The sequence below is a fragment of the Nocardioides palaemonis genome (genome assembly GCF_018275325.1).
Lineage (GTDB): Bacteria > Actinomycetota > Actinomycetes > Propionibacteriales > Nocardioidaceae > Nocardioides > Nocardioides palaemonis.
Genome location: NZ_JAGVQR010000001.1, coordinates 841,501 through 854,410, shown reverse-complemented (window position 1 = coordinate 854,410; position 12,910 = coordinate 841,501). Strand labels below are relative to the sequence as shown.

Genomic DNA, 12,910 nt, shown 5'->3' with positions numbered 1-12,910 from the left:
GACACGTTCCCCGGCACGTACCGGGACCGCAGCGCGATAGCATCGACCCGCCCGAGCGGGGTGCTCCACGCGCACCGCCGGCGTCGACCCAGGAGGCCCGTCATCACCACGCCGATCAAGCCCGCGAGCTGGTCCTACGCCGAGTCGTTCGTGGCCGAGGACGAGATCCTGTCCGCCGCCCGCAGCCGCGCCGAGGAGGTCGGCGTGACGCCGGTCGGTCCCGGCGCCGGCGCGGCCCTGCGCTTCCTCGCCTCCGTGCTCGACGCCCGCGCGGTCGTGGAGATCGGCACCGGCACCGGCGTCTCCGGCCTCTGGATGCTGCGCGGCATGCGCTCGGACGGCGTGCTCACCACCGTCGACATCGAGGCCGAGCACCAGCGCCTCGCCAAGGAGACCTTCACCGAGGCCGGCATCCCGGGCAACCGCGCCCGCACCATCGCCGGCGCCGGGCTGGACGTGCTCCCCCGCCTCACCGACGGCCACTACGACCTGGTGTTCTGCGACGGTGACAAGCGCGAGTACGCGGCGTACCTCAAGGAGGCGCTGCGCCTGCTGCGTCCCGGCGGCGTGGTGGCCTTCGACAACGCCCTGTGGCACGACCGGGTCGCCGACCCCGCCCAGCGCGACGAGGAGACCGTCACCATCCGCGACCTCGGTCGCACCATCCTCGAGCACGACGCGCTGGTCCCGGTGCTGCTGCCGGTCGGCGACGGCCTGCTGGCCGCCAAGAAGGAGTGGGCGCCCGAGGAGGGCTGAGGCCTCTTTCAGCGATCCCCGGTCAGCCGGGGATCGCTGCACTTGTCAGGCCGTGCACGCCCTGACAAGTTCAGCGAGAGCCTGACCACCCGGCCGCCACGGGTGTACTCGAGCGCACCAGTGTCCGCTCGACGCCCGCCGCAGCCGGGCAGGTCAGAGGCGGGGTGCGGCGAGGAAGCCGTCCCAGCCCTCCGCGACGGCGACGACGTCGCACGCCTCGACGAGGACCGGCGGCGAGCCGATGATCTGCGTGCCGGGCGCGGAGTCGGCGGTCGCGGTGAAGGTCCGCTGGAACTCGGCGCGCGCCTCGTCGGTGGCGAAGACGTAGCAGCCCTCGAACCACTCCCCCGGCACCGACCGCCAGGTCTTGAAGCGGAGGCCGGCCATGCCGGTGAAGCGGGCGTGCGAGGTCTCGGCGACGTACGACGCGAGCTGCTCCTCGACCCCGTCCGCGGCCCCGACCAGGGACCAGCGGACGGTGAGGCCGAGCATCAGGCGATCCCGGCCAGCGGGTCGTCGGAGCCGAGCCAGGTCAGCAGCAGGCGCGGACCCCAGCCGCTGGGGCCGGCGGTCCACTCGTGCCGGTCGGCGGGCGCCTCGGCGGCCGACGCGAAGTCGACGTGGGCCCACGGGACGTCGCCGGCGAAGTGCTGCAGGAAGAGCGCGGCGGTGATCGCGCCGGCACCACCGGCGGCGTTGTCGCCGTCGGCGATCCGGGAGGACACCTTCTCCTCGTAGTCGGCGACCAGCGGCATCCGCCACACGGACTCGCCGGACGTCGCGGCGGCCGCCTCGACGTGCTCGGCGAGGGCCTCGTGGTTGGCGAAGTAGCCGCCGGTCCACTGCCCGAGCGCGACCTTCATGGCGCCGGTCAGGGTGGCGACGTCGACGATCGCGGCCGGCTTCACCTCGGCGACGGCGTAGGCCATCGCGTCGGCGAGGACGAGGCGTCCCTCGGCGTCGGTGTTGTTGACCTCGGAGGTGCGGCCACCGACGTGGGTGATGACGTCGCCGGGGCGCATCGAGGATCCGCTCACGGAGTTCTCGGCCGCGGGGACCAGGCCGACGACCCGCACGGGGCAGTCGACGTCGCGCAGCGCGGCCATCGTCGCGATCACCGCGGCGCCGCCGCTCATGTCGCGCTTCATGGTCAGCATCGACTCGGCCGGCTTGATGTCGAGGCCGCCGCTGTCGAAGGTGATGCCCTTGCCGACGAGGACGACGGTGGGGATCTTCTTGCCCGCGCCGCGCGGGGTGTAGTCCATGCGGATCAGGCGCGGCGGGCTGACCGAGCCGCCGCCGACGGCGAGGATGCCGCCGAAGCCCTCGGCGGCCAGCCGCTCCTCGTCCCAGACCGTGACCTCGAGACCGGCCAGCTCGCCGACCTCGACCGCCTGCTCGGCGAGCCACGCGGGGTTCTTCAGGTTGGACGGGACGGTCGCGAGGGTCCGCGAGCGCCAGCCCGCGCCGCCCAGGGCGATCGCACGGGCCAGCTCGTCGTCGGCGCCGTCGTCGCTCACGCCGGCGAGCACGATCCGGGCGACCGGCTGCTCCTTCGGGCCCTCGGAGCGCCAGTGGAAGCCGAAGGAGGCGAGCATCGCCCCCACCACGACGGCTCCGAGGCCGTCGTCGGGCGCGATCGCAGCGAGGCTCGTCACGACGCTCGCGCGGTCCTTGGTGGCGCGGGCGAGCGCCGCGCCGGCGCGCCGGAAGTCGGTGACCGACCCCTCGCCGACGCCGACGAGCAGCACCAGGCCGACCCCGTCGTCGGGGAGTGCCGCCACCGGGACGGTCGTGACCTCGCCGGCGCGACCCGTGGCGCGCGACGCCTCGAGCGCGGCGAGGAGGTCGAGCCCGAGGGCCTCGGACGCCTCCTCGGCGCCGGGGCCGAGCAGCGGGCCCGCCTCGTCGGCGACGACCGGGAAGGCCCAGACCTCCGCGCCGCCGATCTGGTGCGGGAGCGCGGGGCTGAGGGCGAACTCAGGTGGTGAGACCTGCGTGGGCAGCTGGGCGGAGGTGGCCACGATCAGCCGACGACGTCCTTGAGGGCGTCACCCAGGGCTGCCGCCTCGTCGGCGTTGAGCTCGACGACCAGCCGTCCACCGCCCTCGAGCGGGACGCGCATGACGATGCCGCGGCCCTCCTTGGTCACCTCGAGCGGTCCGTCGCCCGTGCGGGGCTTCATGGCGGCCATCGGCGCACCTCTTCCTGTTCTGCCATCTAGCGGCGATGGAGGACTCTTCACATGCGAATCGAGGCGGCGTGGTCGCTACCGGCCGCCTCGATCGGCGTCGTACGGGGTCCAGTATCCCCCATGTCGTGCGTGATCGGCACCACAGGGCGCCGAAAGGGGTGGACGACGGTCCGGCAGACTGCCCCCATGACGACCTCCACCCCGTCCCCCGCCGACTCCTCCGCGCAGCCCTCCACCCAGTCGTCCGACGCGCCCGTCCTGCTGCAGGTCGTCGACGCCGTGGCCACCATCACCCTCAACCGGCCCGACGCCATGAACGGCCTCGACGTCGCGACCAAGGACCTGCTGCTCGAGACCGTGCGCCGGGTGGCCGACGACCCGGAGGTCCGCTGCGTGGTGCTCACCGGCAGCGGCCGCGCGTTCTGCGTCGGCCAGGACCTCAAGGAGCACCTCGCCGGGCTGAAGGGCGACGCGGACGTCCCGCTGTCGGAGACCGTCGAGCGCCACTACAACCCGATCGTGCACACCCTCGCCACCATGGCGAAGCCGGTGGTGGCCGCGGTCAACGGTGTCGCGGCGGGCGCCGGCGCCAGCCTCGCGTTCGCGGCCGACTTCCGGGTCCTGGTGGACAGCGCCGGCTTCAACACCTCGTTCGCCGGCGTGGCGCTGTCGTGCGACACCGGCTCGAGCTGGACGCTGCCGCGCCTGGTCGGTCAGGCGAAGGCGATGGAGCTGCTCTACTTCCCCCGCACCGTCTCTGCCCGGGAGGCCCTCGAGCTCGGGCTCGCCACGCAGGTCGTCCCCGAGGACGGCTTCGCGGACGCGGTGGGGACGCTGGCCGCCCGCCTCGCTGCCGGTCCGACCGTGGCGTTCGGGTCGATCCGCCAGGCGGTGGCCCACTCGGCGTCGCACCCGCTCGACGCCTCGCTGGCCTTCGAGGCCGAGAAGATGGCGCTCACCGGCGGCACCGAGGACCACCTCGCCGCCGTCGACGCGTTCGTGGCCAAGCAGAAGCCGGAGTTCCACGGCCGCTGAGCGGGTGTGCGCCGTACGCCGCCGGGCTCAGCCCTGCGACGTGCGGTGGGCGTGGAGCAGGCCGAGCAGCTGGCGGGGCGCCTCGACGACCATCCGGTGCCGCAACGGGTGCGCGCCGTACTCGACGGTGAGGGCGCTGCCGCGGAAGTGGTGGTTGAACCACATGGTCATCGTGCCGTGGCACAGCCCGCCGCAGTCGAGGGACGTGCGCGGCAGCCGCAGCGCCCGGGCCAGCCGCCGGGCGAACCGCGGGTCCTTGGTGTCGGTGTCGACGCCGTTGAGCGGCTGGTGGAAGCTGATCACCCGCAGCGGGTCGACGTCGCGCAGGAACCGCATCATCGCGCGGGTCTCGGGCTCGCTCGCCGCGCGCGGACCGGACTCGTGGCTGCCGTCGAGGTCGGCCCACGCGTAGGGGAAGTTGCGGTTGAGGTCGACTCCGCGGGCGTTGCGTCGGGTGCCCCGGGCGAGTCCGTCGGGGTTGTAGGTCGGCACCACCCACAGGTCGACGCCGCGGATCGCGCGGCCGTCGCGCAGGCTCTCGAGGATCGCCCGGGTGTGCGGCTCGTTGCCGTGCATCGTCGACACCAGCACGATCCGCCGGCGGCCGGGCTCGCCCAGGCGGAAGGCGCGGATCGGGCGGCCGCGGACGGAGTGGCCGATGGTGCGGGTCTCGACCACCGCGGGACGCTCTGCCTCGGCGCGCACGGCGTGCGCGGGTCCGGTGGCGGCCACGACGGTGAGGGCCGGCAGGCCGGTCAGGGCCAGGCACGCGACGGCGAGCGCGCGGCGAGCGGCCCTCACACCGCCGCCGTGAGGTAGGCGTAGGTGAACACCAGCACGCCGACGACCATCCCGAGGTGGGCGAGGAGCGAGAGGCCGGGACCGTCGCTCCAGCCGTCGCCGGACGCGGCCGGGGCGTGCCGGCCCTTCGTGGGCAGCCAGCGCGCGAGGATCAGCACGCCGCAGAGCGCGGTCACCCACCACCCTGCGACGGCGATGATGCCGACGAGCGGACCCCCGACCAGCGAGTCCTCCGGCGCGACGAGGACCCCGAGCCACAGCACCAGGGCGAGCGTGCCCGCGACGAAGTGCACCGCGGGGAGCCTCGGGTTGATGGACAGGCGTCCGGCCGCGTCCTCGCCGCGCAGGCGCATCCGGGTCAGCACGACCACCACGGCGGCCAGCGCCGTGAGGATCCACACCACGATCGGGAACGACATGCCGCCGGAGTCTGCCCTAGGGCCGGTCGACGTCGCCAGACGAGGTCCCCCGACCGTCCTCGAGCTCGGTGGCCAGGCGCGCGAGCAGCGCGTCGACGTCGGACATCCGGTAGCCGCGCACGGCCAGCGGGAACCGTACGCCCCGCAGGTCGGCCGCGCCGATCGGCCGGTCGGTCGGCAGGACCAGGTCGGGGCGGTCGTCGTGGGCCGGTGGCATCGACCCGCCGCGGCCGGCCGCGAGGAGGGCGACGCCCGCCATCGCGAGGACCACGAGGATCGCGAACAGCCACATCATGTCCGGGCCTCCCGCGCCTGCACCATCAGCGAGACCGCCTCGTCGACGTCGTCGGTCACGACCATCATGTCGAGGTCGGCCGGGTTGATCTTGCCCTCGGCGAGCACGGTGTCGCGCAGCCAGCCGATCATGCCGCTCCAGTAGGCGGTGCCGATCAGCACGATCGGGAACGACGTGACCTTGCCGGTCTGCACGAGCGTCAGTGCCTCGAACAGCTCGTCGAGGGTGCCGAGCCCGCCGGGCAGCACCACGAAGCCCTGGGAGTACTTGACGAACATCGTCTTGCGGGCGAAGAAGTAGCGGAAGTTGATGCCCTTGTCGACCCACTGGTTGAGACCCGACTCGAAGGGCAGCTCGATCCCGAGGCCGAGGCTGGCGCCGCCGGCCTCGCAGGCGCCCTTGTTGGCGGCCTCCATCGCGCCGGGCCCGCCGCCGGTGATCACCGCGAAGCCGGCCTCGACGAGCTTGCGGCCGACCTCCTCGCCGATGGCGTAGTGGGGGTGGTCGGCCGGGGTCCGCGCGGAGCCGAAGACCGCGATGGCGGGGCCGGTCTCGGCGAGCGCCCCGAACCCCTCGACGAACTCGGCCTGGATCCGGAGCACCCGCCACGGGTCGGTGTGCACCCAGTCGGTCGGGCCGCGGGAGTCGAGGAGGCGCTGGTCGGTGGTGCTGCCGTCGTGGACCTGGCCGCGCCGCTCGACGACCGGGCCGCGCATCCGGTCGTGCGGGAGCTCCTGCTGGTCGCTCACGACAGCCACTCCTTCAAGACCCGCTCGCAGCGCTCGACGTGCTCGACCGGCACGTGCTCGTCCTGCTTGTGGGCGAACATCGGGTCGCCGGGACCGAAGTTGACCGCCGGCACGCCCAGCTTGGTGAACTGGGCGACGTCGGTCCAGCCGAACTTCGGGGCCGGCTCGCCGCCGACCGCGTCGACGAACGCCTTCGCGGCCGGGCGGTCGAGGCCCGGGAGGGCGCCGGCGGCCATGTCGGTGACCGTCACCTCGAAGCCGTCGAAGAAGTCGCGCACGAACGCCTCGGCGTCAGCCTCGCTGCGGTCGGGGGCGAAGCGGAAGTTGACCTCCACCACGCACTCGTCGGGGATCACGTTGCCGGCGACGCCGCCGCGGATCCCGGTAGCGTTGAGGCCCTCGTGGTAGGTCAGCCCGTCGATCTCCGGCTCGCGGGCGACGTAGTCGTTGAGCCGCGCGAGGATCGGGGCCGCCCGGTGGATCGCGTTGACGCCCTTCCAGCTGCGTGCGCTGTGCGAGCGCTCCCCCGTCGTGCGGACGTCGACGCGCATCGTGCCCTGGCAGCCCGCCTCGATCGCCGCGTTGCTGGGCTCCATGAGGATCGCGAAGTCGGCCTCGAGCAGGTCGGGGTCGCTCTCGGTGAGCTTGCGCAGCCCGTTGTGGACCGAGTCGACCTCCTCGGCCTCGTAGAAGATGAAGGTGAGGTCGCGGTTGGGCTCGGTGAGGTCGGCGGCGAGCTTGAGCATCACCGCGTCGCCGCCCTTCATGTCGCAGGTGCCGAGGCCGTGCAGGACGCCGTCCTCGAGCCGCGAGGGGAGGTTGTCGTTGAGCGGCACCGTGTCGAGGTGACCGGCCACGACGACCCGCTCGCCGCGGCCGAGGTCGGTGCGCGCGACGAGCGTGTGCCCGCGCCGGGTCACGGTGAGGTGCGGCAGCGTGCGCAGCGCCGCCTCGACGGCGTCGGCGATCTCCTGCTCGTGGTGGCTGACCGAGAAGGTGTCGACGAGCTGCTGGGTGAGGGTGACGACGTCGGCGGACAGGTCGAGGTGGGCCATGCCCACGATTCAACCAGCCCGCCGACGCGTCGCGGACGCTCAGGCCTTCGCGACCTCGACCGAGACCTCGTCGGCCTCGGCGTAGGCCACGCTCGTGGCCAGCGTCTCGTCGGCGATCAGGCCCTCGTGGGTGCGCGCCGCGTCGAGGGTCGCGGCCGGCGCGGAGACCGTGAGCGCGATCCGGTCGCTGACCTGGAGGCCGGCGTCCTTGCGTGCCTGCTGCACCGCGCGCACCAGGTCGCGGGCGGCGCCCTCGGCCTCGAGCTCGGGCGTCACCGCCGTGTCGAGCACGACGAAGCCGCCGCGCGGCAGCACGCCGATCGCGGTGTCGTCGTCGGCGGACCCCGCGACGGTCTCGAGGGCGTACTCCCCCTCGACCAGCGCCAGGCCGCCGGCGGTGACGGTGCCGTCCTCGGCCACCGACCAGTCGCCCGACTTCGAGCCCTTGATCGCGAGCTGGACGTCCTTGCCCAGGCGCGGCCCGGCGGCGCGCGCGTTGACGGTCAGCCGCTGGGAGACGCCGTACGCCTCCGCCTCGGGCGCCTCCGCGGCGAGCAGGTCGACGGCCTTGAGGTTGAGCTCGTCGGCGACCAGCTGCTCGAAGCCGGTGAGGTCGGCGTCGCTGACCACCGTCAGGCGCGAGAGCGGCAGCCGGTTGCGCAGGTTGGCCGCCTTGCGCAGCGCGGAGCCGGCCGAGCAGACGTCGCGGACGGTGTCCATCGACGCCACCAGCGCCTCGTCGGCGGGCAGGTCGTCGACCGACGGCCAGTCGGTCAGGTGGACCGACCGCTCGCCCGTCAGGCCGCGCCACACCTCCTCCGTGGTCAGCGGCAGCAGCGGCGCCGTCACGCGGCACACGACCTCGAGCACCGTGTAGAGGGTGTCGAAGGCGTCGCCGTCCTCGTCCCAGAACCGCTCGCGCGAGCGCCGGATGTACCAGTTGGTCAGCACGTCGAGGAAGGTGCGCGTGGAGTCGCACGCGGCCGCCACCTCGTAGTTGTCGAGCTGGTCGGTCATCACCGCCACGTGGTCGCGCAGCTTGGCCAGGATGTAGCGGTCCATCGGGTGCGCGCTGTCGGTGCGCCACGTCGCCTCGCGCCCGGCGCCGCCGCCCGCGGCGTTGGCGTAGAGGCTGAAGAACGACCAGCTGTTCCACAGCGGGATCAGCACCTGGCGCACCGAGTCGCGGATGCCCTGCTCGGTGACGATCAGGTTGCCGCCGCGCAGGATCGGGCTCGACATCAGGAACCAGCGCATCGCGTCGGCGCCGTCGCGGTCGAAGACCTCGCGGACGTCGGGGTAGTTGCGCAGGCTCTTCGACATCTTCTGGCCGTCGTTGCCGAGCACGATGCCGTGGCTCAGGCACGTCGAGAACGCCGGGCGGTCGAAGATCGCGCCGGCCAGGACGTGCATCGTGTAGAACCAGCCGCGGGTCTGGCCGATGTACTCGACGATGAAGTCGCCCGGGAAGTGGTCGTCGAACCAGTCCTTGTTCTCGAACGGGTAGTGCACCTGGGCGAACGACATCGAGCCCGAGTCGAACCAGACGTCGAGGACGTCGGTGACGCGGCGCATGGTCGACTTCCCGGTCGGGTCGTCGGGGTTGGGCCGGGTGAGCTCGTCGACGAACGGGCGGTGCAGGTCGGGGTTGCCGTCCTTGTCGCGCGGCAGCGTGCCGAAGTCGCGCTCGATCTCCTCGAACGAGCCGTAGACGTCGAGGCGCGGGTAGTGCTCGTCGTCGGACTTCCACACCGGCACCGGGCTGCCCCAGAAGCGGTTGCGGGTGATCGACCAGTCGCGGGCGTTCTCCAGCCACTTGCCGAACTGGCCGTCCTTGATGTGGTCGGGGACCCAGCGGATCTCCTGGTTGAGCGCCATCAGGCGCTCCTTGACCTTGGTCACCTCGACGAACCACGACGAGACGCCCTTGTAGATCAGCGGCTGCCGGCAGCGCCAGCAGTGCGGGTAGGAGTGGTCGTAGGTCTCGCGGCGCACCAGGACGGTGCCGGGCGTGACCGAGCCGTGGTCTCGAGACGGGCGCTGCGCGCCGTCCTCGACCGGCGAGAGATTGGCCGTCGCGGCCTTGAGGTGGTCGATGACGTGCAGGTTTGCGTCGAAGACCTGCATGCCCTCGTAGTCGGTGACCGGGAAGGTGAACCGCCCGTCCTTGCCGACCGGCATGACGGCCTCGATGCCCTCGCGGTCGGTGACCACCTTGTCGTCCTCACCGAACGCGCCGGCGGTGTGGACGAGCCCCGTGCCGTCCGTGGTCGTCACGAACTCGGCGGGCACCAGGCGGAACGCCCGCGCGTGGCCGGCGTAGTAGGAGAACGGCGGGGCGTACTCCAGGCCGACGAGGTCGGCGCCCGTGCCGCGCCAGGTGACCTCGGGGGACTCCCCGAGCTCGCGGGCGTACGACGCGAGGCGGGCCTCGGCGATGAGGTAGCGCTCGGTCGAGCCGGTGGGCCCGTCGGAGGTGACCACGACGTAGTCGATGTCCTCGCCGACCATCACCGCGAGGTTGGAGGGCAGCGTCCACGGCGTCGTCGTCCAGACGAGGACCTTGACGCCCTTGAAGTCCCCCTCGGTCGTGACGTCGTAGCCGACGGTGACCGCCGGGTCCTGGCGCATCTGGTAGACGTCGTCGTCCATGCGCAGCTCGTGGTTGGAGAGCGGGGTCTCGTCCTGCCAGCAGTAGGGCAGGACGCGGAAGCCCTCGTAGACCAGACCCTTGTCGTGCAGCTGCTTGAAGGCCCAGATGACCGACTCCATGAACTCGGGGTTCATGGTGCGGTAGTCGTTGTCGAAGTCGACCCAGCGCGCCTGGCGGGTGACGTAGTCGCGCCACTCCCCCGTGTACTTCAGGACGCTCTGGCGGCAGGCCTCGTTGAACTTCTCGATGCCCAGCTCGACGATCTCGTCGGTGGTCTTGATGCCGTTGAGGCGCATCGCCTCGAGCTCGGCGGGCAGGCCGTGGGTGTCCCAGCCGAAGCGGCGCTCGACGCGCTTGCCGCGCATCGTCTGGTAGCGCGGGACGAGGTCCTTGACGTAGCCGGTGAGCAGGTGGCCGTAGTGCGGCAGGCCGTTGGCGAAGGGCGGGCCGTCGTAGAAGACGAACTCGTTGTCGCCGTCGGTGCCGGCCTCGCGCTGCTCGACGCTCGCGCGGAAGGTGTCGTCGGCCTCCCAGTAGGCGAGCACCGCCTCCTCGATCTCCGGGAAGCGCGGGCTGCTGGCGACGGCAGTGGCGTCGGTGTGGCTCACCTTGGGGTACGTCATCGGCTCTCTCTCGCTGGTTGAGGAAGGACGAAGTCCTGTCTCGAAACCCGCGAGGACGACCACCTCCGACGGAGGGTGCCGCGGTACCACCTCGCTTGCTCCTCGCGGAGCCACTCCATTCGGCTGTGTCGGGCCGTACCCGTCGGGGTCTAGTGAGGTGGCGGCCGGATCGCCGTACCCGTTCTTCCCGAGGCTCGCCGCTGATGACGGCTCAGACGCCTGCGGCGATCGTACGGCGCGGGGGTGCGCGGCTGCCAATCGATTCGGGGTGTCGTCCACGGCGCGGCGCAACAAATTCGGCGTACGGTGCGTCCCACGCTCACCGGTGCTCGCCGGTGCCGTCTGACCCGGGGGAACCGCCATGCCACACGTCCTGCGCACAGCAACACCCGTCACCGTCACCCTGGCCGTCGCCGGAGGCCTGCTGTCCGCGGTCCCGGCCGTGGCCGCACCGGTCGTCGAGCCGCCGGGGTGGACGCCGACCACCACGCTGTCCGCCACCACCGACGTCGCGCGGGGCGCCGGCGTGGCCGCCGACGCGTCAGGCGCGACGACCGCGGTGTGGGTCGCACGCGACGCGACGTCCGGCAGCATCTTCGCCAACCGGGTCGTGACGAGGACCCACGATGCCAGCGGCTGGTCCACCCCGGTCGACCTCGCGGCCGGCCTCGCGGACGTGTCACGGCCGGTGGTCGTGGCCGGCCCCGGAGGCCGGGCCACCGCCGTCTGGGCGTTGGGCTACAAGACCAACAGCCTCGTCGTGGCCTCCTCCCGGTCCGCCGCGGGGACGTGGTCGGCTCCCGTGGCCCTGAGCCAGAACCTCACGGCGTCCGCCACCGCGATCGACGTGGACCTCGACGCGTCCGCCGACGGCACGGTGACCGCGGCATGGGTCGAGGACGGCGTGGTGGTGACGTCCACCCGGCCGGTCGACGGGACCTGGTCGGCGACGGTGGCCGTGTCGCCGGCCGACCAGTACGCCTACCGCACCGACCTCGACGTCACCGCCGACGGCTCGGCCGCGGTCACCTGGCGCAGCAACGACCGCGGTGCCCCGCCGATGCCCGCGCCGGAGGACCACGTGGGCGCCGCGACGCGGGTCCCGGGCAGCGCGTGGGCCGAGCCCGTCGAGGTCGCCGCCACCGACGACGTCGGGGACCCGGTCGTCGCTGTGGCACCGGACGGCACCACCACCCTCGCCTGGCCCGACACGACCGTCGAGGGCGGGAGCCTGGTCAGCGCCCGTCGCCCCGTGGGCGGCAGCTGGTCGGCGCCGGAGACGGTCGCGACCGGTGCGGTCGGGCAGGCCGCACTCGTCGCGCTCCCCGACGGCCGGGTGACCGCCGCCTGGACCCAGGACGTCGCAGCCGGCTCGTACGTCGCGTACGCCGACCGCGCGGGCTCCACCTGGAGCAGCGCGACCTCCTTCTACCCCGTCTCCGGTGCCGCCTCGGACGTGTCGCTGGTCGTCGACGCGAGCGGCAGCACCGCCGCGACGTGGGTCAACCGGGACCCGGCCGGGCGGCCGTTCGTCCAGGTGGCCCGCCGACCCGCGGGCCAGGGCTGGGTCGCCGTCGACGACCTGACGGGGCCCATCACCGACCGCCAGCTCCCCTCCCCCGAGCCGCAGGTGGCGTGGGACGGCGACGGCAACCTCACCTCGGTGTGGAGCCGGATCAACGGCGTGGACAACGTGGTCCAGACCCGCACCTTCGATGCGGTGGCACCCACCATCGTGTCGGTCGACGCACCGGCCAGGGCGAGGACCAAGGACCGGGTGACGTACTCGGTGACGGCCTCCGACGCGTGGGGACCCGTCTCGGCCACCTGGCGTTTCAGCGAGCTGAGCCCCGACGCCGGCACGAGCGTCCATCACACCTACACGCGGCCGGGCACGTACAACGTCAGGCTCGTGGTCACCGACGCCGCCGGCAACGAGACCGTCCGCTTCGTCACCACCAAGGTGTCGTGGGCCCGCCCGGGCCTGAAGGTGCGCACCAACCGTCGCGCCATCCACCGGGCCGGCTCGTCCCGCTCCCCGCGAAAGGTCCGTGCGCGCATCGCGCTCACCCAGGGGGCGAAGGTGACCGTCGAGGTCAAGCGGGCGGGGCGGTCGCGGACCGTGGCCCGGGTGACCAAGCGCCTCGCGGCCGGCCACCGCACGCTCCGTCTCTCGAGCCGGATCGGCGGACGCAACCTGGCCGTCGGTCGCTACACCCTGGTCGTGCGGGCGAAGAACGGCCACGGTGCCAGCCGCACGGTGAAGGTGCCGCTGCGCGTCAAGCGCTGACGCGGGGCCTCGGCGCGCGGGGTAGTCCAGTGGCGAGACG

Annotated in this window: 12 protein-coding genes; 3 read left to right on the top strand and 9 right to left on the bottom strand. The window is 72.9% G+C overall.

The genetic code is table 11. From position 1 onward, the window contains the following. Positions 1–114: 114 nt before the first annotated feature. On the top strand, positions 115–756 hold the full coding sequence (locus KDN32_RS04060) for an O-methyltransferase (protein ID WP_372446517.1): 642 nt from the start codon (positions 115–117) through the stop codon (positions 754–756). Positions 757–909: 153 nt separating this feature from the next. Here the strand turns inward: KDN32_RS04060 and KDN32_RS04055 are convergent, their stop codons facing one another. Genes KDN32_RS04055 through KDN32_RS04045 form a run of 3 tightly spaced genes read right to left on the bottom strand, consistent with a single transcriptional unit; the run spans position 910 to position 2,950 of the window. Beyond that, a complete protein-coding gene (locus KDN32_RS04055; RefSeq protein WP_211730819.1) occupies positions 910–1,248 on the bottom strand; it encodes a hypothetical protein in 339 nt (112 codons plus the stop codon). After that, a complete protein-coding gene (locus KDN32_RS04050; RefSeq protein ID WP_211730818.1) occupies positions 1,248–2,780 on the bottom strand; it encodes a leucyl aminopeptidase family protein in 1,533 nt (510 codons plus the stop codon). Before KDN32_RS04050 ends, KDN32_RS04055 begins: the two co-directional genes overlap by 1 nt. Positions 2,781–2,782: 2 nt before the next feature. Continuing rightward, the gene (locus tag KDN32_RS04045; protein WP_211730817.1) at positions 2,783–2,950 is read right to left on the bottom strand and encodes a DUF3117 domain-containing protein; all 168 of its coding nucleotides are present in this window, start codon (positions 2,948–2,950) and stop codon (positions 2,783–2,785) included. A gap of 186 nt (positions 2,951–3,136) precedes the next feature. Between KDN32_RS04045 and KDN32_RS04040 the strand changes: the two genes are divergently transcribed. Beyond that, complete coding sequence (locus tag KDN32_RS04040; protein WP_211730816.1) at positions 3,137–3,985, top strand: enoyl-CoA hydratase/isomerase family protein; 849 nt, start codon at positions 3,137–3,139, stop codon at positions 3,983–3,985. Positions 3,986–4,012: 27 nt separating this feature from the next. Here the strand turns inward: KDN32_RS04040 and KDN32_RS04035 are convergent, their stop codons facing one another. The 6 genes from KDN32_RS04035 to ileS are packed head-to-tail and all read right to left on the bottom strand — an operon-like array spanning position 4,013 to position 10,580. Then, positions 4,013–4,786 carry a M14 family zinc carboxypeptidase gene (locus tag KDN32_RS04035; protein ID WP_211730815.1) on the bottom strand — a complete coding sequence of 258 codons (774 nt, stop codon included), beginning with the start codon at positions 4,784–4,786 and terminating at the stop codon, positions 4,013–4,015. Further along, positions 4,783–5,205 (bottom strand): hypothetical protein, encoded by a 423-nt coding sequence (locus KDN32_RS04030; RefSeq protein WP_211730814.1) that lies wholly within the window; start codon positions 5,203–5,205, stop codon positions 4,783–4,785. Before KDN32_RS04030 ends, KDN32_RS04035 begins: the two co-directional genes overlap by 4 nt. Before the next feature lie 16 nt (positions 5,206–5,221). Next, positions 5,222–5,500 carry a DivIVA domain-containing protein gene (locus KDN32_RS04025; RefSeq protein ID WP_249216348.1) on the bottom strand — a complete coding sequence of 93 codons (279 nt, stop codon included), beginning with the start codon at positions 5,498–5,500 and terminating at the stop codon, positions 5,222–5,224. Continuing rightward, a complete protein-coding gene (locus KDN32_RS04020) occupies positions 5,497–6,216 on the bottom strand; it encodes an LOG family protein (protein WP_211732357.1) in 720 nt (239 codons plus the stop codon). The genes KDN32_RS04025 and KDN32_RS04020 overlap by 4 nt, the downstream gene beginning before the upstream one ends. A 29-nt stretch (positions 6,217–6,245) precedes the next feature. Then, positions 6,246–7,304 (bottom strand): succinyl-diaminopimelate desuccinylase, encoded by a 1,059-nt coding sequence (dapE, locus tag KDN32_RS04015; RefSeq protein ID WP_211730813.1) that lies wholly within the window; start codon positions 7,302–7,304, stop codon positions 6,246–6,248. A gap of 39 nt (positions 7,305–7,343) precedes the next feature. Next, entirely contained in the window at positions 7,344–10,580 is a 3,237-nt protein-coding gene (ileS, locus tag KDN32_RS04010) for an isoleucine--tRNA ligase (RefSeq protein WP_211730812.1), read from the bottom strand. A gap of 361 nt (positions 10,581–10,941) precedes the next feature. Between ileS and KDN32_RS04005 the strand changes: the two genes are divergently transcribed. After that, positions 10,942–12,870, top strand: coding sequence for a PKD domain-containing protein (locus tag KDN32_RS04005; protein ID WP_211730811.1), 1,929 nt, complete (start codon positions 10,942–10,944; stop codon positions 12,868–12,870). The last annotated feature ends 40 nt before the right edge of the window (positions 12,871–12,910 follow it).